Genomic DNA, 21,770 nt, shown 5'->3' with positions numbered 1-21,770 from the left:
TTTATCTAAATTCCAGCCTATATTTAAGTTCACCGCCCAACTTACCGCTGGTGTCCTGAAAACTGCTTAACAGCAGGCGCTCCAAAAGTTTATAATAAGTAGTAACCTTCTGCACGGTCTCTCCGTCACTGATATCTATACCGTAGGAGACACTGAGCCGGCGGGAAAGATCTGCGCCTAAACCGACATGTACACTGGTTTCATCACCCTGGTGATCCATACTGAAGCTGACTTCGCTTAACCCGGTGGTATCCTTAATTTTTTCACTTAAAGAATCTAACATCATCTTGGCAATGGCCGCTGCCGACATTGAACCACCGCCACTGTCTCCACTCATTTCATCCGTGGTTTTGCCAAATGCAATCAGGGAAAGAATATCCGCATCCGTAGCATCAAGATCTGAAGAGAATTTAAGCGACAGGTCATCGGGCGTGCCGGTCACGGACAGGGTAATGGTATAGGATGAGATCGTGGTTTCACCGATCAGTTTAATCTCGGGTTCGATTTTATACGGGTTGATAAAATCAATGGATCCTTCGGTAATTTCAAATTCGGCCTTCTGAAAAGTAATAGTGCCCTCATCCACCACGGCCCGGCCATCCAGGGACGGCGCATAGGCGGTGCCTCTGACACTGATATTAGGACTGATGGTCATGGATGCCAGGTTGTTGTCCACGGCAATGGCTTCCCTGCGGGTGACATAAATATTGAGCCCAATGGTTTTTAGAAAATCAGGCCCGGGTTCCCGTACTTTGGGACGGGATTTTTTGGTTGTCTGGGCGGCTATACTCACCAGGCTTAAATCCACATCCTTATAATAGGTGCCTTCAAAGATATCTATCCTACCGGTGATCGCCGATTTATGCATGGTGCCGGCCCAGGTCAGTTGACTGTTCAACGTCATCTCCAGGGTGTCAGGTACATCCACGGGAACCTGTTCGGCATCAAGGTTTAGTTTAAACTTATCCGGCATACCGTTTTTCAATTCGGCATTTCCGGTCAGCGTAATTTTACCATCGCCAAGATTGGCTGTGACATCCTGGATATCAAGCGCATCAGGGGTCAGTACAATGCGGCCGGAAATTTTCTGCAAAGGCGTTTCCAAAGCCTGGAGTTCCAGGGTCATGTTTGAAAATTCGACACTGCCGTTGAGATCAGGAGAGGCGGATTTGCCCGTGGCACGCAGCGAAACCAGAATATCCCCGTCTGCGAAATTAATCCCGTCTGTCAGGGGAGCCAGTATGGACACAGGCAAGCTGCCGGAGGCCTGTGCAGCCAAATCGCCTTTAATATCGCCGCTGGCCGACAGGGCAAGCTGTCCCTTGTCCATAATCCGAACCGGCACCGAATCAAGCGTGAACCGGCCATCTTTGAGCAAAACGACGGCATTTTCAATGCGAATCAACATCTGGTCCTGCCGGGCCAGTGCCAGCCGGGAGATATTAACAGATACCTGCATCGCTTCAGGGTTATCCAAAGGCCCGTGCACCTCTATGGCGGCACTGGCATCAGCCACCATGTCCGGGGCATTGGGAAGACCCAGATCCACAGCCTTAATGCGCCCTGAAATATCCGGGGCAAGCAGACTGCCCCTGGCGGAAATGTCCAGGCCCAGCCGCCCCGAGGCAAAGGCAGCATCCGCAGCCGGGTCAAACCCCTTAAGGTCGGTTTCCGGAATCACGGCCCGGAGATCAAGGGTCTTATCCGCCATATTGACCTGCCCGGTAATATCCAGGTTCGCGTTATTCTTCTGGATGCGAGCCTGCTCAAAGGTCAGAATATTGTTGACAAACCTAAGCTGTGCCTGGATGTTGTCCAGGGCATATGCTTCAAAGCCCGGATTCTGTCCTGAAAATGAAACCTGAATATTCGGCTTATCCAGAGACCCGGACCCGGTTATTTTACCTGAAAAAGCCCCCCTGGCACCCAGGTCCGGGGCCAGTTCAGCCAACTCAAGCTGATGAAAATCCACAGTTAAGTCCAGGGCATGCACCTGCCCCTTTTTCCCACCCAGCGCCAGGGTTCCTCCGGCATGAAGCACCCCCTGATTGCGTCTAAGCGTTAGCTCCTGAACCTGAAGCAACCCCTTGTCCATCCGGGCCTTGCAAAGCAATTCATCGGCCTGGAACCTGTTAGAAGATAGATTGCCGGCGGTGATATCCAGGGTCAGATCCGGTGCCGGTAAAGCACCCTGAACAGCCACATGCACACCGGCACTGCCCGAAGCCTTTTGGCCCACGAGGCTTAAAGGAATAGATATGTCCGCCACATCCAGGTCCAAATTTCCGGCCATTGTCATGGCCTGGGGATCAAACCCCGGCATATCCAGCCGAAAAGCGCCTGTACCGGTCATGCCGGGTCCGTCCAGGGTCATGCCGGTCAGCGTCAAATGCTCTTTTTTCAGTTCGGCACCAGCCTTGAACTGCACCTTTGCCGGTTCCGACATCCGGGGCAAGATCAGGTCATGGGCCGTAATATCCAGGTCTGCATGGGCAGACATCTGGCCGGGTATCACCCCCTGACCCCGAACCCGAACCTGGGCGGCAACTTTCCCCTCCGGCGTATTTTCTCCCAATTCAAGGGCATCCAGGGCCAGATCGCCTGGATTAAGAAAAAAGGTATAGGCCAGGGTTTCCAGGCCGGCCATGGAACTGGTAAACCCATCAGGAAAGGTTTTTGACAGATCCACATTGCCGCCGAAAGGTATGGTCCCGGCCGGCAGATCTATCCGGCACTCTTTAAGACTCAAATGCCGGTCCTCAAGCCCGGCATAAATATTTATGCCTGATATGGCAGTGTTGTTTATACTACCCTGACCAAACTCAAACTGAATCCCGGCAACGGGATTATCGATATCGCCTTTAATGGTTAAATTGATCCGGCCGTTTCCCTGGACCAGATCCTCGGGCAGGCCCAAGGCCGTTGTGGCCAAAGGTGTTTGCACATCAATGGTAGCAGTGATGTCCGGCGCCAGCGTCCCCAAAAGTCCTGCAACAGACCCTTTGGCATTGAATCCAATGCCCGGCATCCTAAGATTGATACCAATATCTGAAATTTTATCCTTATCAATGCGCGCCTGGACATCAAAGGATTCAAGGATAAAATCCATGTCCCCTAATCCCAGATGACCGCCGGTCAAGGCCAATTTAGCCGACGCAGAAAGGTCGGCCAATTTAAACCCGTTCACCTCAACCGACAATCCGGGCAGATCCGTATTAAATTGCGGAGCCGTAACTTTTATCCGAGCCTGATGCACCTTGAATTCACGGACCCAAAAATCAATGCCCGGGGATTTATCAGGCTCTAAAGATTCGGCATCCGCCGGCGACCCGGTATCCGAAACCAGGGCCGATAAAATGTCAATATCCCCCTGCTCCGACATGCTGATGTCAAGGACAGGCTTGTCAATCAGGACTTGGGTCAATTCAATTTTCTGCCGGGTCAGTGCAGACCAGTCAACCTTGGCCGACACCAAAGAGATACCGGCCAATTCTTTGCCGGAAACGCCCTTAAGATGAACGCCGGAAATTTGAACCCTGCCCGCCCTAAGATCCAAACGAAACTGTTCCCATGACAAGGTGCCGGGAATCGCCTTGTTGACCTGATTTTGGATAAAGTCCTGGGCAGACTTGGTCTCAATAAAAAAAAGACCGGCCACAACCAGCCCTGCCACAAGGCAAACGCCCAGTAAACATGTAAAAAGAACAACCCGAAACCAGCGTCTTTGGTAAAATTTGCCGGGACTGTGGGTAGTCTTGGAAGCGATTTGAAAATCTGTAGGGGCTGTCATATTGCCTGTACGGGTTAGGGTTTATCTAAAGGTTTTTAATTTTTAGGCCATGAGCCCAGCCATGTCAAGACAGACTATCAATTCTAAATATGGAAAAATCTTCAAAGCAACTTAAAGTTTATTTTTCTTGACCTTAACTACCGGTAAAAATCAATTCATATCGCAATCTGAAAAATAAAGTTCGGTAGGGTGGGCACGCTTTTTGTGGCCACTGTTAGGGACTATGGTGGGCAACGCTGCCCGTTTGTCGACCCTGCAACACTACAATGCTATTTCATAATCCAGCCTGTTTGTCGATCATGTGAAAAATTAAACAGGGTTAACATCTATAAATCTATTTTATTAATTGACACAAAAGAGACGATATGGTTTCTATAACTTTATGCTCAAAGACTTAAACTCTATCGAGGAAAATATCCGCGTATTTCGCCGGTCAGGCAGCTGGACTCTGACACAATTGGCCTCAAAAATCGGTATCCCAAAAGGGCCGTCTGACCGCATTGAGCTGGCCGGCAAACTCTTATCGGCCACGGTTAGCTTTAAACAGAATTGGGCAAAATCCTGATTTCCAATCAAATAAAAATTCAAAAAGACACGATTTTCCGGAAACCGCCCCAGCATCCGAGCGCTGGCCCATGAACCCCAGACGGGCTACCAAACATTTTACCGCCACCTTTTTCATGCTTGCCACCACAATACGAACCACCGTGGGCCACTTGGACATCATCCCTAACAGTTGGAGCTATAATCTTGTCCTGCGCATCAAACACAGAGTCATGCCATTGCCCAGGAATTAAAACTTGTGAAAATCTAATTCATAAAAAGGAAATATATGCGCAAGCGTATCTTAAAAAAAGCAGAAGTATCCCGTAGAAACTTTAAACAGATTATTTCTTGAAACAAAAAAGGGTCACCATGAAAAGTAACTTTGTTGCCCACCACCGCAGCCACGATGATGAGATACAAACAGTATACGAACATTTAACGGGTGTGGCAAATATCTGTAAACAACTTACATCGAAAATTGGATTACCTAAAGCAGGAGAATTGCTTGGCCTGCTCCATGATTTAGGCAAATACAGCACTAATTTCCAAAATTATATAAAAACAGAAACAGGTCTTCTCAACCCTGATATTGATGATACAAATAATGACACCAAAAATCTTAAAGGCAAAATTGACCATTCGACAGCAGGCGCTCAATGGATATGGCAGCGCTTTAACCGTTATGGTCCTCAGGGCAATTTAGTTGGACAGATTCTTGCGGTATGTCTGGCTTCCCATCACGGAGGTATGATTGATTGTCTGCGCATAGAAGGTAAAAATGGTTTTCTGAAAAGAATCCAAAAAAATGATGAATTAACTCATCTTCAAACAAGCCTTGACGCAGCAGATCTGAAAATAAAAGAGTGCATTGAACACATTGCAACAGAAAATTTTTTAAAACAAATTTTAAAGCAAGTTGCTGGTATTGTTTCTCCGGGGAAAAAAGAGCCTGACCGTCTAAAGCATTTCAGGCTTGGATTTTTCACCCGTTTTCTGTTCAGTTGTCTTATTGATGCAGACCGTATTGACAGCGCAGATTTTGAATGCCCCGAAAATAAGGGATTTCGAAATAAAAAAAAATTGACTGGCAAATTGCCATAAACCGGCTGGAAGAAAAGCTGGCTGGTTTTAATGTGCGCAACCGGGTTGATGAATTACGAAATAAAATTTCAAAAGATTGCCTGAAAGCCGCGATTAAACAACAAGGCCTATATTTGTTAACGGTTCCAACCGGAGGCGGAAAAACATTTGCTTCCATGCGTTATGCCCTTCATCACGCCCAAAAGCATGAACTGGATCACATTATTTATGTCATTCCCTATACGTCGATCATTGACCAGAATGCCCGGGAAATCAGGAACGTGTTGGAGCAGGCTGGAGATGAAAATCCCTGGGTACTTGAACACCACTCCAATCTTGAACCGGAAAAGCAGACCTGGCAGTCCAAACTATCTTCTGAGAACTGGGACGCACCTGTCATTTTCACCACGATGGTCCAATTTCTTGAGGCTTTATTCGGCGGCGGCACCAGAGGACCCAGACGGATGCACAACCTGGCGAACGCCGTTATCATCTTTGATGAAATTCAATGCCTTCCCATTAACTGTATTCACCTGTTTTGCAACGGACTTAAATTTTTAACAGATCATGCCGGAACCACTGCGGTGCTTTGTACCGCCACCCAGCCGGTGCTTAACTGTGTCAACAAAAAATATGGTGCGCTTGAGATTCCTGCAGAAAATGAATTGGCGGGAGATACAGCTGACCTATTTAGAGAACTAAAAAGAGTAGACATTGAAAACAGAACCCGGCCGGGTGGCTGGACCAAAGAACAAATTGCAGATCTGGCGGTCGCCCAGGTTCAGGAAAAAGGCAATTGCCTTGTAATCGTAAATACCAAGGATTGGGCAAGGCAACTGTATGAGATGTGTGCCGATCTAATGAACCAAGGGGATGATGGAAATATTGTTTTCCATTTAAGTACCAGCCTTTGTCCCGCGCACCGGACTGAAATTCTGGATGAGATTAGACAACGCCTGGATAACAAACTTCCGCTACTTTGTATCTCAACACAGCTTATTGAAGCAGGCGTTGATGTTGATTTTAATTCTGTGATCCGGTTTCTGGCAGGTCTCGACTCCATTGCCCAGGCAGCAGGCCGCTGCAACCGGAATGGAAACAATGACATTTCCCAGGTGTATGTAGTCAACCCTGACAATGAATCCATTGATTTGCTGACAGATATAAAAACAGGCAGGGATAAGGCCAAACGGGTTCTGGAAGAAAAAGGACATGAAGATTTTTTAAGCCCTATGTCCATGGATAGATATTTCTCTTATTATTTTTATGAACGGGCTGATCAGATGACGTACCCCTTGACAGCAAAACAGGCCGGAAGACAGGACACATTGCTGAACCTGCTAAGTGATAACCCGCTCAATGTCGGTCGGGAAAAAGATGCTCAAAAGGCCACTTTCAGTTTGCAGCAGTCTTTTAAAACAGCCGGCAGGATCTTTAAATCCATTGACGCCCCAACCCAGGCTGTAATTGTTCAATATAATAAAGAAGGGAAAAGCATTGTGGCAGATCTGTGTGCAGCATATGAGCCTGCCAAAACATATGAGTTATTGAAAAAAGCACAAAAATACAGTGTCAACCTGTTTCCCAATGTCTGGAATAAGTTAGTCAAAGCCCAGGCCGTACACCCTGTTCAAAAGGGAGAAGAGATCTATTACCTGGACGAGCAGCATTACAATCCGAAATTTGGCGTATCCACTGAAGTTGTCAATGAAATGGAAACACCTATTATTTGAGGAGGCTCATAAATGAGAAATGACATCAGCTTCAGGCTGTGGGGAAGATATGCATTATTCACCGACCCGGTGACCAAAACCGGCGGAGAAAAATGCAGTTACCATATCCCCACCTATGAAGCGATCAAAGGCGTTTTAAAGTCCATTTACTGGAAACCCACAATTATCTGGTATGTGGATAAAATAAGGGTCATCAAGTCCATTCAAACCCAAACCAAAGGGACAAAGCCCCTGGTCTGGGGCGGCGGAAATACCCTGGCCATTTATACCTTTCTGCATAAGGTAGAATATCAGGTTCATGCCCATTTTGAATGGAATGAATTCCGCCCGGAATTGAAAAAGGATCAGATTGAAGGCAAACATTTCAATATCGCCAAAAGAATGCTTGAAAAAGGCGGGCGCCAGGATATTTTTCTGGGCACCCGGGACTGTCAGGGATATGTGGAGCCCTGCCTTTTTGGTGAGGGAGACGGGGCCTATGATAATATTGATGAACTAAACTTCGGACTGATGTTCCATAGTTTTGATTATCCTGATGAAACAGGCAAAAAAGAATTATGTACCCGATTCTGGCAGGCTGTCATGAAAAAGGGGGTTCTGTATTTTCCCCGACCGGAGACCTGCGACAAAAAACGATTTATCCGCAAAATGGAACCTAAACCATTTGGACTCGGGGACAATGTTTTACCCGTGGATGAAGAGGAGGCCGTGTTATGAGTTGGATGGCCAAACTTTACGACACCTATGAGAGTGGCACGGGTTTAGACTTATCCGATGAGAATAAACTAATGCCCATTAGCCACACGTTGCAAAATGCGCACATCAATATTGTGATTGATGACGATGGTTGTTTTAAGAGAGCCCTTGTCCTTGAAGGTACCCAAATCATTCTCCCTGCAACTGAAAAATCTGCAGGGCGTTCTGGAAAGTTGCCGCCTCCACATCCTTTGGCAGATAAGATTCAATACGTTGCTAAAGACTATTCAGGCTACGGCGGAAGAAAAAGCTGTTTTTTTGGAGACTATGAAAAACAGCTTAATGCATGGTGTTCTTCAGAACAAAGTCATCCAAAAGCTGTTGCAGTTTATAAATATATTAAAAAAGGTCAAGTGGTGGCCGACCTTATTGCCTCAAAAATATTGTACGTTGATGAAAACAATCAACTAATGACATACTGGCCTGGTGAAGAAGATAAGAATCCACCCCTGATATTTAAAGTCCTTCCGGCAATACCGAAAAACAAAAGACAAAATAAAGACAAGGTCGAGATTGAACCTGGCGATGCTCTGGTTTGCTGGTCAGTTGAAAAAGAAGGGGAACCAGAAAGCAATACCTGGCGAGATGAGAGGCTACAGCAAAGCTGGATTGCCTATAATTCCCGGACTGGAGATATTTCGGACTTTTGTTTTATAACTGGAAATTCAAGCCCCATTGCAGTTAACCACCCAGCCAAACTCCGCCACACCGGGGATAAAGCCAAACTGGTCTCTGCAAATGACTCTTCCGGGTTCACATTCCGGGGACGTTTTACTGATCCAAATGGAAGGCAGGCGACCAGTATCAGTTATGAGGTAACTCAGAAAGCCCATAATGCACTACGCTGGCTGATTTCCCGCCAAGGATTCCGGAATGGGGATCAGGTTTTCGTGTCATGGGCGATTTCCGGCAAAACGACTCCAGAACCGCTTGAAAGTACATGGAACCTTCTCAATATAGACCCTGTTTTTCAAGAAAAAACTGAGGAGAAAGAAAATTCTGCTCTGGATTATTCCATAGACGTAGGGGAGTCTTTTTCAAATCTGCTTAATAAATACATGGCGGGTTATCGCGCAAAATTAGATCCCAATGAACAGATTATCATCATGGGCCTTGATTCCGCCACACCAGGGCGAATGGGAATCATATACTATCGTGAACTGCTGGCCAGCGAATTTCTTGAACGAATGAAAAAATGGCACTATGAATTTGCCTGGCCCCAGCGTTTCACTGTCCCAACCCCGGAAAGTAAAAAGAAAAACGCAAAAAAAACTGTCTGGTCAGTTTCCAGCCCGCCTCCCAGAAACATTGCCGAAGCCGCTTACGGCAATATTCTCAAAAGCAATGAAAAACTTAAAAAAGGTGTCATTGAACGAATTTTGCCCTGCATTGTGGACGGAAGGCACTTCCCCCATGATCTTGTTCTTTCTTCGGTTCGCAGAACCTGTAACCGGCATAATTGTGAAAAATGGGAATGGGAAAGAAATCTTGGGATTACCTGTGCCCTTTACAAAGGTTTTTATCTTCGACACCCCCAACAAAATAAAAGGAGAGAATACAAAATGGCTTTAGAAGAAGAAAGGACAACCAGGGATTATCTTTATGGACGATTGTTGGCTATTGCAGAAAAAATCGAAGAAACCGCTCTTTATGTGGGTGGAGAGAACAGGCCGACAACAGCTGCAAGGCTTATGCAACGGTTTGCGGACCACCCGTTTTCGACCTGGCGTAATATTGAACTCGCACTCCAGCCTTATATGCAGAGGCTCAAATCCAACAGAGCCGGATTTTTAGTTAACAGGACAAAAGAACTGGATTCAATCTTTGAGGCATTTTCCCCAGATGACTTCACCAGCGAAAAGCCATTGTCCGGAGAGTTCCTTCTTGGATATCACTGCCAGAAACAGGCGTGGCAAAATAAATCAAATCAAAACAAAGAGAACGAATAAAAAGGAGCCTAACCATGAGTCTTGAACACAAAATTGATTTTGCGGTAATTTTCAGCGTGAAAAATGCAAACCCCAATGGAGATCCTTTAAACGGTAACAGGCCAAGGGTTGACTATGAAGGTTTTGGCGAAATATCAGATGTCTGCCTGAAAAGGAAAATACGCAATCGTCTGCTGGCAGACGGCCAATCCATATTTGTTCAATCCGATGACAATAAAAAAGATGATTCCACAAGTTTGAGAAACCGGGCTGAATCAAAAGAGTTCGGCCTTGGCAAAGATGCGTTCAATAGTAAAAAAACAAAGCCGGAAGAAACTGCAAAGCTTGCTTGTCAGAAATGGCTTGATGTAAGAAGTTTTGGACAGCTTTTTGCTTTCAGCGGGTCTAAGAATGATGGCGTTTCCATACCAATTCGCGGACCTGTTACTCTTCATTCCGCTTTCAGTGTGGAACCTGTCAGTGTGACAAGTACCCAAATCACCAAAAGTGTGAGCGGTGAGGGAGACGGAACCAAGAAAAGTTCCGATACCATGGGCATGAAACACAGGGTGGACAAAGCTGTTTATGTGACCTATGGTGCCATGAGCCCCCAACTTGCAGAAAGAACCGAATTCAATGATGAAGATGCCGAAACGATTAAAAATGTTTTACCCAGATTATTTGAAGGTGACGCATCTTCGGCACGCCCGGAAGGCAGCATGAATGTTGAAAAGGTCATCTGGTGGAAACACAACAATAAATCCGGTCAATATTCTTCTGCAAAAGTTCATCGCACCTTGCAGGTCAATTCCGATGGTTCTTTTGATGAGAACGAACTAAAAAGCGCGCTTGACGGTTTAACACCTGAAATCATTAATGGATTTTAAATTGGACCCACGCTTCATGGATTTTTTAAAAAACCTGGACAAAGACCTCCAAAAAGCCCTGATAACCCAACTGCGCAACCTATGGACTCACACCTCCACGGCCATTGAGGGCAATACCCTGACCCTGGGGGAAACCGCTTTTGTTCTTGAAGAGGGCTTAACCGTTTCGGGTAAGCCACTTAAAGACCATGAGGAAGTGGTGGGACATGCCAGGGCCATTGAGCTGGTCTATGGTCTGTTGGGCCAGGGAACACCTTTTAATGAAGAGGCACTGTTCAACCTCCATAAAGCAGTTCAAACCCATGTGATTGTTGACATATACAAACCTGTGGGAGGCTGGAAAAAAGAGCCCAATTCAACGGTTGGGGTGGTTAATGAAAAACAGGTGGTTTTTGAGTATGCGGCACCCAAAGATGTGCCGTCACTTATGGAACAATGGTTTAAGCTGTATCATGAGCTTATGGTGTCTGTTGTTCCCGGGGACAAAGAAACGGCTTTGCAGGCTTATGTTTCACTTCATGTGTCTTTTGTCCGCATCCATCCCTTTTTTGACGGAAACGGCAGAATGGCAAGACTGGTTGCAAATCTGCCGGTGTTAAAGGCCGGTCTGCCACCTGTCATTGTGCCAAAGGAACAGCGCAATGCTTATATTGATGCCCTGTCCCAATACCATTATGCCGTAGGACAAATTGAAAAGGGAAAAGAACTGCTGCCGGAACCGGAGGCATTAAAACCCTTTGCTGCTTTTTGTAAGCAGGCTTGGAATGCCTCCATGGACATAGTGGATGAGATTCATAAAAAGCAGCAGATACGTGCCGGGAAGGAGCAATAATGGTGTATCCTGAAAAGGAGTATCTGCCTTTATCCGGCCTGCAGCATATTCTTTTCTGCCGGCGGCAGTGTGCCCTGATTCATGTGGAGCAATTGTGGGAAGAAAACCTGTTCACGGCCCAGGGGCGGGTCATGCACGAAAGAGTGGACAGAGGCGATCAGACAGACAGGGGTAAAATCAAAATGGAATACGGGCTGCCCCTGAAATCAGCACGTCTGGGCGTAACCGGCAAGGCGGATGTGGTTGAATTTCACCGGACGGATTCTTCCATTCAAAAATGGGTCCCCTTCCCTGTGGAGTACAAGCGCGGAAAACCCAAAAAAGATCTGTCCGATAAGCTTCAACTCTGTGCCCAGGCCATTTGCCTTGAAGAGATGCTTAATACCGACATTCTGTCCGGCGCACTTTTTTATGGTAAAACAAGGCGCCGTCTGGAAGTGGCTTTTGATGAAAAATTGCGACATAAGACCATGGAGGCGGCAAAGCAGCTTCATGCAATGATCGAATCCGGAATAACCCCACCGCCTGAGTATGCTAAAAAATGTGATGCCTGCTCATTTTTTTCATTGTGCATGCCAAAGGCCATAGAAAAAAAACGGACTGTTTCTTCCTGGTTAAAAAGAATGGTTCGGAAAGATATTATTGAATGAAAAAACATCTGAATACGCTGTTTGTCACCACCCAGGGGGCATATCTGGGCAAAGACGGGGAAACCGTTGCCGTTAAAATCGAACAAAAAACCGTATTGCGGATACCCATCCACACCCTTGACGGCATTGTCTGTTTCGGCGCCGTCGGGTGCAGCCCATACCTGATGGGATTTTGCGCGGAAAAAGACGTGGCAATAAGCTTTTTGACCGAATACGGAAAATTTTTGGCCATGGTCAAAGGGCCGGTTTCAGGCAATGTTCTGTTGCGAAGAAAGCAGTTCCGGATGGCGGACAAGCCGGGGGTTTCAGCACAGGTGGCAGGTTTTGTCCTGACCGGAAAAATTGCAAACTGCCGAACTGTGCTTGAACGTAGCCTGCGGGATCATTCGGAAAAAATGGACCAGTCCTCTGTTAAAAAAGTATCCAACAGGCTGTCAATGTATATTCGAAAAGAGTTGCAGAAAGACAATCTCGACAGTCTCCGGGGGATTGAGGGAGACGCTGCCCATCAATATTTCAGTGTTTTTGACGAATTGATCTTTCAGCAAAAAGACGCTTTTGGTTTTTCCGGACGGAACAGAAGACCGCCAACTGACAGGGTGAATTGTCTACTCTCTTTTGTTTATACACTGCTGGTTCATGATATCAGATCAGCCCTGGAGTCAGTGGGACTGGACACGTCAGTGGGCTTTCTTCACCGGGACCGTCCGGGCAGACCGGGTCTTGCCCTGGATATGATGGAGGAGTTCAGGCCGTTTCTTGCCGACAGGCTTGTACTGTCAATGATCAACAGGAGCCAGGTCAGGCCTGACGGGTTTACCATAAAAGAGTCAGGCGCAGTTCATATGGATGATGATACCCGTAAAACTGTTCTGACGACGTATCAGAAAAGAAAACAGGAAAGCCTGGTTCATCCATTTTTAAACGAAAAAATCCAGATCGGAACCTTATTTTTCATCCAGGCCCTGCTTCTGGCAAGGTTTATCCGTGGGGATCTTGATGGATACCCGCCTTTTATCTGGAAATAGATCAAGGAGTTATTGTGCTGGTATTGGTAAGCTATGACGTCTCCATAGAGGAAAACGGCGCAAAGCGTTTACGGCGCGTTGCAAAAGCATGTCAGAACTATGGTCAAAGAGTTCAATACTCTGTGTTTGAGTGTGTGGTCGATCCTGCACAGTGGACGGTTTTAAGGCAAAACCTGATTGATGAAATAAATCCTGAAATAGACAGTTTAAGATTTTATTTTCTCGGATCAAACTGGAAAAGGCGGGTTGAACATGTCGGGGCCAAAAAGTCGATTGATTTTGATGAACCACTGATCCTGTGAAAAAGTGCGAACCCTAAGTTCGAATTTCATCAAAAGCCCAATCAGGTAATTATATATGGATTTTGCAGGATTTTATATTCATAGGGTCGCATTTTTAAAACCCTTTGAAATCATATTGTTTTTTTCTTTAATAATTCACATTTATTTTAAAAATCATATATTTTCGGAAGGATCGCTCTTTGACAATTTCTTTTTGTTAAATTATAGCAGGTTAACATAGTAACAGTCGCCCCCCATGCGGGGGCGTGGATTGAAACCGACTGGCGCTTGATAGTGTCCTGGGCAATCAAGGTCGCCCCCCATGCGGGGGCGTGGATTGAAACCCACCCTCTGCTTTTATGCTCGCTGATGACACATGTCGCCCCCCATGCGGGGGCGTGGATTGAAACGTCTGATGTGTCAAAAAATACCCCATTGCATTTTGTCGCCCCCCATGCGGGGGCGTGGATTGAAACAAAAAAGGGGTGTGCTAATGATGAGGGCAGAAGGTCGCCCCCCATGCGGGGGCGTGGATTGAAACAATAATCATGACTTCGCCTTTGATTTTAAAGCTGGTCGCCCCCCATGCGGGGGCGTGGATTGAAACAGCAAAAACTCTTTAAACCACCACAAAAGGAGAAGTCGCCCCCCATGCGGGGGCGTGGATTGAAACAGGGTCTGGCATTGGATCAAGTCTAATTGGTGGTGTCGCCCCCCATGCGGGGGCGTGGATTGAAACATTGACTGGGAATTGTGCAGGGGCCATCATTTATGTCGCCCCCCATGCGGGGGCGTGGATTGAAACATCGGGAACGTGCTCTTTGAGGCAGGCAACCATTGTCGCCCCCCATGCGGGGGCGTGGATTGAAACGGCCAAGGCCCATTTTTCCATATATTGCGTGATTGTCGCCCCCCAGCGATCCGCAACCCATCAACCTGTGCTTCAAGGTGTAAGTCCAGAATCGCTCTCTCTGATTAATTTAATGACATTATTCATGGGCAGCTTGGGTATTTCTCATCTCTTTTGAAAAAGTAAACGATCTGATTTCCTGTCTGGCCTGATGCAAATTATCGTAGATATTGTTTGCGGTGGCCCGGATAATGAAAAATTGTATACAAGCCTCAATCAGTAAAATAATTATATTTGATTTATGCTTGGCGGTTCATCCAGTACGTCCCGAATTTTTTTAGCAAGTTCATTAGTTGCAAACGGTTTCTGCATAAAGGCAACCCCGTCATCCAGCACCCCCTGGTGGGTAATTACATTGGCTGCATATCCGGACATGAATAATAACTTGATTTCAGGACACATCACTGTAATTTTTTCTGCCAGATCCCGGCCGTTCATTTCAGGCATGACCACGTCGGTCATAAGAAGGTGTATTTTACCGACATACGCATTGGCTATGCTTATCGCATCAGCAGGGATGCCGGCCGGCAAGACCGAATATCCCTTACGTTCAAGCATCATCCTTGTCATTCTAAGAATGGCGGGTTCATCCTCTACCAGCAGAATGGTTTCATTTCCTGTCGGGACCGGTTTTTCCGGAAGGATTTCTTCCTGAACTTCCTCAGACGCGTGAAACCGGGGCAGATATATTTTGAAAGAGGTTCCCTGCCCCGGTTCGCTGTAGACATTGATAAAGCCGTTATTCTGTTTAACGATACCGTAAATTATGGCAAGGCCAAGCCCAGTGCCTTCATCCATATTTTTAGTGGTAAAAAACGGTTCAAACAAATTGTTCAACGTCTCTTTGTTCATGCCGCAGCCATTATCCGTCACCGCCAGCATCACATAGTCTCCGGTTATAAATCCTGCATGGCCTGAACAATAAATCTGATCAAAAGTCTTCATTTGAGTTTCAATGGTGAGTTTCCCGACATCGGCAATGGCATGCCGTGCATTGACACACAGATTGGCCAGGATTTGATTGAGCTGGCTTGGATCTATTTTGACCGACCACAACGGATCGGCAGGTAACCATGACAGATCAATATCCTCACCAATGAGCCTGCGCAGCATTTTGAGCATATTATCTACAGCATCGTTCAAGTCAAGCACTTCCGGGGCAATAATCTGTTTTCGGGCAAAGGTCAACAATTGTTTTGTCAGATCAGCAGACCGTTCGGCAGCGTTTTGTATTTCTTTGAGATCGGAATACAGCGCCTGATTAGGATCTATTTTCTCAAAGGCCAATTCCACATATCCCAGTATCACCCCCAGCATATTATTAAAGTCATGGGCCACCCCCCCGGCCAGTCGCCCAACGGCTTCCATTTTCTGAGCCTGGTTGAGCTGTTTCTGAAGTTTCTCCCGTTCTGCATCGGCCTGCTTACGTTCGGTGATATCAATATCAAGGCAAAAGAGTTCCTGTTCACGCCCCGGTACCTTGACAATGGTATGATGGGAGATAACCGGTACGCGTGAACCATCTTTATGCATCAGCAACAGTTCTCCCGAAGGGATGGGCCGGCCTGACTCCGCCATTTGACGCATCGCTTCAGCGACGCCATGCCTCATTTCAGGTGGGATAATCAAATCAAGAAGACTGCAACCAATAGCCTCTTGCCGTGTATATCCATAAAGCCTCTCCGATGCTTTGTTCCAGTACTGAGTAGTACCATCAAACCCATATCCCTGGACAGCGACAGTATCTACATTCTCCATCAAGTTTCGAAATCTTTTTTCACTTTCTTTCAAGGACTTCTCCGTTTTCTGACGCGCTGTAATATCCTTTGCGATACCATAATAACATGTTTTATTCTCGAATCTGATTTTTTGGCTTATAACTTCGACCGATATTAAATCACCATTTTTTATTTTATGAATGGATTCAATTTTTTTAGGCGTATTAAACGGCTCCTTATCCCAAAAAGATAAAAAGTCCTCCACTGAAAAATTTTGATCCACATCATCTATATACAGCTCAAGTATTTCTTCTTTCTTCTTATCCAAACAAGTACATGCACCTTGATTGGCATCAATAATCCTCCCTGTGTCAGATATTAGATAGATGGCATCAGAAACGGTATCAAATAATTGGCGATACTTTTTTTCACTCTCTGTTATTTGTTTAATGAGAATTACAGTTTCAATTAATTTTGTAATTCTCTGCCCGATTATTTTAAAAAGTGACATCTCATTATCATCCCAGTGATGGTTGATTTCGCAATGATGCATGCCAAACATCCAAGCGTCATCATTTTGGAATTTCAATGCCATGAATATCAGGGATTTAACATCGAATTTCAGCGCAATATCATTGCTCATTTTCTGACCTGAGGGTGGATCAATTTCCGGACACCCACTATTTGAGAGTGCCCGCTTGCAGTATTCTGCCATATCACGGGTCATCGGTACGGTTGCATTCAAAGTCTTAGCACCAGGAAACAAGGGTGTTGTTCTCTCATGTGCCACTTTAAATGTCGACAGATTAGGATTACAAGGATAGAACAACCAGGCCCGATCGCATGAAAAGAGTTCAAGCAATTTTTTAAGAATTTGATCTAAGACGTCATCAGCATCGGATTGTATATTGATTATCGCTTCGATTTCTTCTATGGCAAATAAAATGCGATCCGGATCATTGAAATTCATAAAAGACTCCAGTATGGCCTGCTGCGTGCTGAAAACAATTTGCAGATGGACAGATTACTTCCCCGACGATTTATCGCCGGATATCATTGAAACTCTTTTTTGTTTACGCCCCATGAATTGACAATTAGAGAATATCATTCCAATAAAATGAAGTAAATCAAAACCAAGGACTTGTGGCATAAAAGATGTCCGGCCAGGGCTTTTTGACAAAAAAAATCGATCCTAGTATGGTTTGTCCCAACCCAAACAAATGAAAGGATGATATCGAATGTCAGATCGTTTATATAAAAATTACGTTCACGGCAGGTTTATGGATAACAAAACCGGAGAACGTTTTCCCGTGCTCAATCCTGCCACAGGAGAAGAGATCTACCAGATGGAAGTGGCAGACGAATCTGTGCTGAATGTCGCTGTGGAAAGTGCAAAAAAAGGATTTCAAATCTGGTCGGCCATGGATGCTGTACAGCGCAGCCGGATTCTCATGAAAGCTGTGTCCATTCTGCAGGGAAAAAATGATGAACTGGCCCGGATTGAAGTTTTGGACACTGGAAAACCCCTGCAGGAGGCTGCCGAGGTAGACGTGGTCACCGGAGCCGAGGTCATTGAGTTTTTTGCAGGTATCGCACCGGGCATTGAAGGCTGTCAGCAGGACCTTGGCCGGGATTTTTACTATACCCGCAGGGAACCTTTGGGGGTGTGTGCCGGCATCGGCGCCTGGAATTATCCCATCCAGATTGCCTGCTGGAAATCAGGACCTGCCCTTGCCTGCGGCAACAGCATGATTTTCAAACCCTCTGAAGAGACACCCAGAGGCGCGCTGGAACTGGCCCGGGTGTACACCGAGGCCGGTGTACCCGACGGGGTATTCAACGTTGTCCAAGGGGCTGCAGGTGTGGGGCAGTGGCTCACAGGATGCCCAGGCATTGAAAAGGTTTCGTTTACCGGCGAGGTGGGTACAGGAAAAAAGGTGATGACCAGTGCGGCCACAACCCTTAAAGATGTGACCATGGAACTTGGGGGCAAATCCCCGTTAATCGTATTTGAGGATGCGAACATAGACGATGCTGTCAGTGCGGCCATGTTAGGAAACTTCTACACCCAGGGAGAAATCTGCACCAACTGTACCCGGGTCTTTGTCCATGAAAAAATAAAACCCTTGTTCTTGGAAAGGCTTTTGTCACGGATCCGGGCCAACATTAAAATGGGCGACCCCATGGACCTTTCAACCAACTTTGGCGCCCTGATATCCAAGGACCACCGGGACAAGGTGCTTGCCTTTATTGAATCTGCACGGCAACAGGGTGCAACCCAGTTATGCGGAGACACCCTGCCCGATCTGCCCGAACATATCCGCAACGGTTATTTTGTCCCCCCCGTGGTATTTTCCGACTGTACCGATGAGATGACCATTGTCAAAGAAGAGATCTTCGGCCCGGTGATGGCGGTACTTGGGTTTGACAACGAAGAGACAGTGATTCAACGGGCCAATGCCACACACTTTGGTCTGGCAGCCGGGGTATTTACCAAAGATATTCAGCGGGCCCACCGGGTGATCCACCAGCTTGAAGCAGGCATCTGCTGGATCAATGCCTATGGCAACTCTCCGGCCCAGATGGCTGTGGGCGGATACAAACACTCGGGCATTGGCCGGGAAAACGGCACTGAAACCATCCGTCACTATACCCAGGTGAAGTCTGTGTACATGGGCATGGGGCCCATCGAATCCCCTTTCTAACTTTTTTTCACACAGCTCATTAAGGAGCGCAGATTAAATAACTTACCCATTTTGCTATACGGGAGCGCGGACGTCCCGCCTGCAAGTCTTATAAAGATGCGGGCGGGACGCCCGCGCTCCCAGGTTAAGTTCTTTCGGAATCTTTCCTAAGCATGACAGCCGTGACGCATATAATATTGCACCACGGCTTTTTTTATCCAGATCAACTAGCCCACGCATCAGTCTGCCTTAAGCTGTTTTTTGCCTGCACACACGGGCCAAAAAAGGACTTGACTTCATCTTAACACATCTATACCCTCATTAAGGTCGAACCAAAAGAAATTAAAACAAGAATAAACAATAAAATTTAACTAACTAATAATAAATATTATTTCAATTAAAAACATCTATATGATTATTTTAACCAAACAAATATAACGCATCAAATCACTTTAATGGTAGGACATTAATGAACACAAACCATCGCATCAATTTCCAACCGGTCACGAGTACCAATAAATCCGAAGCCATCCGGCTTCAGATTGAGGCGGCTATTCTGGACAATATTTTCCTGCCCGGAGACCGGCTTCCCAGCGAGCGAGAACTGCAGGATGCGTTTAAAACCAGCCGGGGATCAGTGCGGGAAGCATTGGGGGCGTTGAAACAAAAAGGGCTTTTAGAGGCCAGAAAAGGAGCCCGGGGCGGTTACTACATCCGGGAGATGGACATCAATGATACCATTGACCAGCTGGCTGTAATGATCAAACACCAGCAGATGCCCCTGGCAAAACTGCTGGAATTCCAATATGCCATGGACCAGGCGGTTTTGGCCGCAGCCGTGACCAATGGGAAGCCGTCTGATATTGACCGTTTGGACGCACTGGCCGATGAACTGGTCTTGTTGTGCCGGACCCAAACCCCAGATTATGAGCAGATTTCCGCCATTGACAAAAATCTGAACCTACTCATGGTAAAAATGACTGAAAATCCCTTTTTTGAATGGATGATGCGATCTGTTCAGCTCACCTTCCGGTCCTATGAATTTGTCGTCTACCAGACACCATCCGTGCGTAATGCCATTGCCCAGAACTGGAAAAATGTAGTCCTGGCCGTCAGGGAGAGGGATTTTCAAAGGGGCACCAGACTGTACGGCCATTGGTATGTGTTACTGGAGCAATGTCTTCGCAAGCAATTCGGAGATACGGTGTTCCAGCACAAAACAGTACAGCCCTGTGCATCCGATACAAAAAGCAACATAAGGAGCAGTTAATTTATGACAAAAAAACAATATGATTATATTATCATCGGAGGCGGATCAGCCGGTTGTGCCCTGGCCAACAGACTGAGCGCGTCTCCTGACAACCGGGTACTGGTGCTGGATGCCGGACGTCCGGACTATATATGGGATCTGTTTATCCACATGCCCGCAGGACTCACCGTCCCCCTGGGCAATAAATGGTATGACTGGTGCTATGAATCCGACCCGGAACCTTTCATGAACAACCGGCGGATTTTCCATGGCCGGGGAAAGGTGCTTGGCGGATCGAGCTCCATTAACGGTATGATTTATATCCGGGGCAATGCCCTGGATTACCAGCGGTGGTCAAAGGATAAAGGCATGGAAAACTGGGACTATGCCCATTGCCTGCCCTATTTCAAACGACTGGAAGACAGAATGGCCAGGCCGGACAAGTACCACGGCAAACAGGGGCCCTTGAACCTGGAGATCGGTCCGTGTACCAATCCGTTGTTCCAGGCATTTTTCAAGGCGGTTCAGGAGGCGGGTTTTCCATTGACCAAGGACGTGAACGGATTTTGCCAGGAAGGGTTTGCCCCCTTTGACCGGAACATCAAACAAGGTAAGCGCTGGAGTGCGGCCCGGGCCTACTACCATCCGGTCAAGCATCGCAAAAATCTTAAACTGATCATGCGTGCCATGGCCACCCGTATCCTGTTTAACGGTAAACGGGCCGAAGGGGTCACCTTTTCACGGGGGAAAAATCGAAGCGAAACCGCATACGCACGTCATATCATTTGCTGCGGCGGGGCCATTAACACGCCCCAGCTGCTTCAGCTTTCCGGCATTGCAGACGCCGGGCTGCTCAAGGATCTTAACATCCCCGTAGTTCACGACCTGCCCGGCGTAGGCCAAAATCTCCAGGATCATCTGGAAGTGTACGTCCAGTATGGGTGCAAAGAACCCGTATCAATGGCCCCGGCCCTGAAATGGTACAACAAACCGCGAATTGGTTATCAGTGGCTTTTCCACAAAAAAGGAGCTGCAGCCTCCAACCATTTTGAGGCCGGCGGATTTATCCGCAGCAACGAGACAGTGGCCTACCCCAATATCCAGTTCCATTTTCTGCCCGTGGCCATCCGGTACGACGGCTCCTCCCCGAGCACGGACCATGGATACCAGGTCCACATCGGCCCAATGTACTCTGATGCCAGAGGAGAGATCAAAATCAAGTCAAAGAATCCATTCCGGCATCCGTCCATGCGGTTCAACTACCTGTCAACACAACAGGACCGCAAAGAGTGGGTGGAGGCTGTTAGGACCGCCCGTCAAATCATGAGCCGGCCGGCGTTTGATCGCTTCAACAAAGGCGAACTGTCGCCGGGGCCTTCGGTGGAGACCGATGAACAGATTCTTGACTGGGTAGCGGCTGACGGAGAAACGGCACTTCATCCCTCGTGCACCTGTAAAATGGGCAAAGACAAGAGGTCTGTGGTTGACCCGGATACCATGCAGGTTCACGGCACCGAAGGTCTTTACGCTGTTGATGCATCCGTTATGCCCTATATCACCAACGGCAACATTTATTCACCGGTCATGATGATCGCTGAAAAAGCTGCGGATCTAATTCTTGGCAACACGTTGCTTCAGCCGGAATTTGCCGACTATTACAAGCACGGCGCCGGAGCGGTAAGCGCCGAGAAAAAGTAG

14 protein-coding genes and 1 CRISPR repeat array are annotated in these 21,770 nt (G+C 47.0%); of the genes, 12 read left to right on the top strand and 2 right to left on the bottom strand.

The annotated features are described in order from the left end of the window. Position 1: 1 nt before the first annotated feature. Positions 2–3,790 (bottom strand): translocation/assembly module TamB domain-containing protein, encoded by a 3,789-nt coding sequence (locus EYB58_RS14100; RefSeq protein WP_111953367.1) that lies wholly within the window; start codon positions 3,788–3,790, stop codon positions 2–4. A gap of 915 nt (positions 3,791–4,705) precedes the next feature. Between EYB58_RS14100 and EYB58_RS23515 the strand changes: the two genes are divergently transcribed. From EYB58_RS23515 to cas2, 9 genes are read left to right on the top strand one after another with little or no spacing between them, the layout of a single operon-like run. Beyond that, a complete protein-coding gene (locus EYB58_RS23515) occupies positions 4,706–5,437 on the top strand; it encodes a CRISPR-associated endonuclease Cas3'' (protein WP_207309051.1) in 732 nt (243 codons plus the stop codon). Positions 5,438–5,469: 32 nt separating this feature from the next. After that, on the top strand, positions 5,470–7,149 hold the full coding sequence (gene cas3 / locus EYB58_RS14095) for a CRISPR-associated helicase Cas3' (RefSeq protein WP_242637361.1): 1,680 nt from the start codon (positions 5,470–5,472) through the stop codon (positions 7,147–7,149). A 12-nt stretch (positions 7,150–7,161) separates the two neighbouring features. Further along, a complete protein-coding gene (cas5c, locus tag EYB58_RS14090; protein WP_111953371.1) occupies positions 7,162–7,866 on the top strand; it encodes a type I-C CRISPR-associated protein Cas5c in 705 nt (234 codons plus the stop codon). Next, the gene (cas8c, locus tag EYB58_RS14085; RefSeq protein ID WP_111953373.1) at positions 7,863–9,854 is read left to right on the top strand and encodes a type I-C CRISPR-associated protein Cas8c/Csd1; all 1,992 of its coding nucleotides are present in this window, start codon (positions 7,863–7,865) and stop codon (positions 9,852–9,854) included. The genes cas5c and cas8c overlap by 4 nt, the downstream gene beginning before the upstream one ends. 14 nt (positions 9,855–9,868) lie before the next feature. Continuing rightward, positions 9,869–10,720 carry a type I-C CRISPR-associated protein Cas7/Csd2 gene (gene cas7c / locus EYB58_RS14080; protein WP_111953375.1) on the top strand — a complete coding sequence of 284 codons (852 nt, stop codon included), beginning with the start codon at positions 9,869–9,871 and terminating at the stop codon, positions 10,718–10,720. 16 nt (positions 10,721–10,736) lie between these two features. Then, entirely contained in the window at positions 10,737–11,552 is an 816-nt protein-coding gene (locus EYB58_RS14075; protein WP_111953435.1) for a Fic family protein, read from the top strand. Next, entirely contained in the window at positions 11,552–12,202 is a 651-nt protein-coding gene (gene cas4, locus EYB58_RS14070) for a CRISPR-associated protein Cas4 (protein ID WP_111953377.1), read from the top strand. Before EYB58_RS14075 ends, cas4 begins: the two co-directional genes overlap by 1 nt. Then, a complete protein-coding gene (cas1c, locus tag EYB58_RS14065) occupies positions 12,199–13,230 on the top strand; it encodes a type I-C CRISPR-associated endonuclease Cas1c (protein ID WP_111953379.1) in 1,032 nt (343 codons plus the stop codon). The genes cas4 and cas1c overlap by 4 nt, the downstream gene beginning before the upstream one ends. A 14-nt stretch (positions 13,231–13,244) precedes the next feature. After that, positions 13,245–13,532, top strand: coding sequence for a CRISPR-associated endonuclease Cas2 (gene cas2 / locus EYB58_RS14060; RefSeq protein WP_111953381.1), 288 nt, complete (start codon positions 13,245–13,247; stop codon positions 13,530–13,532). 224 nt (positions 13,533–13,756) lie between these two features. Continuing rightward, a CRISPR array of direct repeats spans positions 13,757–14,382; the repeat unit is 33 nt; unit sequence TGTCGCCCCCCATGCGGGGGCGTGGATTGAAAC. Between the two features lie 267 nt (positions 14,383–14,649). Here the strand turns inward: cas2 and EYB58_RS14055 are convergent. Further along, positions 14,650–17,109: a PAS domain S-box protein gene (locus tag EYB58_RS14055; RefSeq protein WP_111953383.1), complete on the bottom strand. Its 2,460-nt coding sequence runs from the start codon at positions 17,107–17,109 to the stop codon at positions 14,650–14,652. Between the two features lie 268 nt (positions 17,110–17,377). On the opposite strand from EYB58_RS14055, the gene betB reads away from it, so the two are divergent. The 3 genes from betB to betA all read left to right on the top strand — a co-directional run bounded on the left by betB (position 17,378) and on the right by betA (position 21,770). Then, positions 17,378–18,844, top strand: coding sequence for a betaine-aldehyde dehydrogenase (gene betB, locus EYB58_RS14050; RefSeq protein WP_111953385.1), 1,467 nt, complete (start codon positions 17,378–17,380; stop codon positions 18,842–18,844). Positions 18,845–19,292: 448 nt separating this feature from the next. After that, positions 19,293–20,093: a FadR/GntR family transcriptional regulator gene (locus EYB58_RS24480; protein ID WP_111953387.1), complete on the top strand. Its 801-nt coding sequence runs from the start codon at positions 19,293–19,295 to the stop codon at positions 20,091–20,093. Between the two features lie 3 nt (positions 20,094–20,096). Beyond that, on the top strand, positions 20,097–21,770 hold the full coding sequence (betA, locus tag EYB58_RS14040; protein WP_111953389.1) for a choline dehydrogenase: 1,674 nt from the start codon (positions 20,097–20,099) through the stop codon (positions 21,768–21,770).

This window comes from Desulfobacter hydrogenophilus, assembly GCF_004319545.1.
Classification (GTDB): domain Bacteria; phylum Desulfobacterota; class Desulfobacteria; order Desulfobacterales; family Desulfobacteraceae; genus Desulfobacter; species Desulfobacter hydrogenophilus.
This window is presented reverse-complemented; position numbering and strand designations above follow the sequence as displayed.

Bases quoted from the DNA above. Each gene is read 5' to 3' on its own strand.
- EYB58_RS14100 (WP_111953367.1), bottom strand. From the start codon at position 3,790: ATGACAGCCCCTACAGATTTTCAAATCGCTTCCAAGACTACCCACAGT.
- EYB58_RS23515 (WP_207309051.1), top strand. From the start codon at position 4,706: ATGAAAAGTAACTTTGTTGCCCACCACCGCAGCCACGATGATGAGATA.
- cas5c (WP_111953371.1), top strand. From the start codon at position 7,162: ATGAGAAATGACATCAGCTTCAGGCTGTGGGGAAGATATGCATTATTC.
- cas8c (WP_111953373.1), top strand. From the start codon at position 7,863: ATGAGTTGGATGGCCAAACTTTACGACACCTATGAGAGTGGCACGGGT.
- cas7c (WP_111953375.1), top strand. From the start codon at position 9,869: ATGAGTCTTGAACACAAAATTGATTTTGCGGTAATTTTCAGCGTGAAA.
- EYB58_RS14075 (WP_111953435.1), top strand. From the start codon at position 10,737: ATGGATTTTTTAAAAAACCTGGACAAAGACCTCCAAAAAGCCCTGATA.
- cas4 (WP_111953377.1), top strand. From the start codon at position 11,552: ATGGTGTATCCTGAAAAGGAGTATCTGCCTTTATCCGGCCTGCAGCAT.
- cas1c (WP_111953379.1), top strand. From the start codon at position 12,199: ATGAAAAAACATCTGAATACGCTGTTTGTCACCACCCAGGGGGCATAT.
- EYB58_RS14055 (WP_111953383.1), bottom strand. From the start codon at position 17,109: ATGAATTTCAATGATCCGGATCGCATTTTATTTGCCATAGAAGAAATC.
- betB (WP_111953385.1), top strand. From the start codon at position 17,378: ATGTCAGATCGTTTATATAAAAATTACGTTCACGGCAGGTTTATGGAT.
- EYB58_RS24480 (WP_111953387.1), top strand. From the start codon at position 19,293: ATGAACACAAACCATCGCATCAATTTCCAACCGGTCACGAGTACCAAT.
- betA (WP_111953389.1), top strand. From the start codon at position 20,097: ATGACAAAAAAACAATATGATTATATTATCATCGGAGGCGGATCAGCC.